This is a genomic window from Enterococcus sp. HMSC078F03, from assembly GCF_001811595.1.
GTDB classification, from domain to species: domain Bacteria; phylum Bacillota; class Bacilli; order Lactobacillales; family Enterococcaceae; genus Enterococcus; species Enterococcus faecalis.
On sequence record NZ_KV805582.1, the window covers coordinates 1 to 876 of the forward strand.

The 876-nt window shown below is 38.4% G+C and carries 2 protein-coding genes; both read left to right on the forward strand.

Translation table 11 applies throughout. The annotated features are described in order from the left end of the window. The coding region (locus tag HMPREF2810_RS10950; RefSeq protein ID WP_141750870.1) for an LPXTG cell wall anchor domain-containing protein at nucleotides 1–549 on the forward strand (549 nt) is incomplete at its 5' end. A gap of 61 nt (nucleotides 550–610) precedes the next feature. After that, on the forward strand, nucleotides 611–876 hold a 266-nt coding region (gene prgU, locus HMPREF2810_RS10955; protein ID WP_070635608.1), incomplete at its 3' end, for a pheromone response system RNA-binding regulator PrgU.

Below are 876 nucleotides of genomic sequence, written 5' to 3' on the forward strand. Positions count from 1 at the left end.
AAACTAGACGTCAAACATGACAAATTTAGTGGCCAATGGTCTGTGTTTGCCAATTCTGCGTTTGTCTTAGCAGACGGAACCAAAGTGAATAAAGGGGATGACATTTCGAAACTATTCACGATGACCTTTGAACAAGGGGTAGTGAAAATCACGGCCAGTCAAGCCTTTTTAGATGCGATGAATCTAAAAGAAAACAAACACGTTGCACACTCATGGAAAGCGTTCATTGGTGTAGAACGAATTGCGGCAGGAGACGTTTACAACACAATCGAAGAATCTTTCAACAATGAGAAGATTAAAACTAATACGGTAGTGACACATACGCCAGAAAAACCACAAACGCCACCAGAAAAAACAGTGATTGTACCACCAACACCAAAAATACCGCAAGCACCAGTAGAGCCATTAGTGGTAGAAAAGGCAAGTGTGGTGCCAGAATTGCCGCAAACAGGCGAAAAACAAAATGTCTTATTAACAGTAGCTGGTAGCTTAGTTACAATGCTTGGCTTAGCAGGCTTAGGATTTAAACGTAGAAAAGAAACAAAATAATTGAAGACGAAAAGAAGGACGAACTGATTGTCCTTCTTTTTTTAGTTATGGAGGGGAAAAATTGGAAGCAGTAGTAGAAAGAGAGGCAAAGGGGATGAAAGAAATTGCCATCCAAGAAAAAGATTTGACCTTACAGTGGAGAGGAAACACAGGTAAGTTAGTTAAAGTTCGATTGAAAAATACACGTGCAATGGAAATGTGGTACAACAAACAAATTACCGAAGAAAACATTCAAGAGATCACCACGTTGAATATTATTAAAAATGGAAAATCTTTGGCATTAGAAGTATATCCAGAAAAAAGTATCTATGTGAAACCAAATTTAGG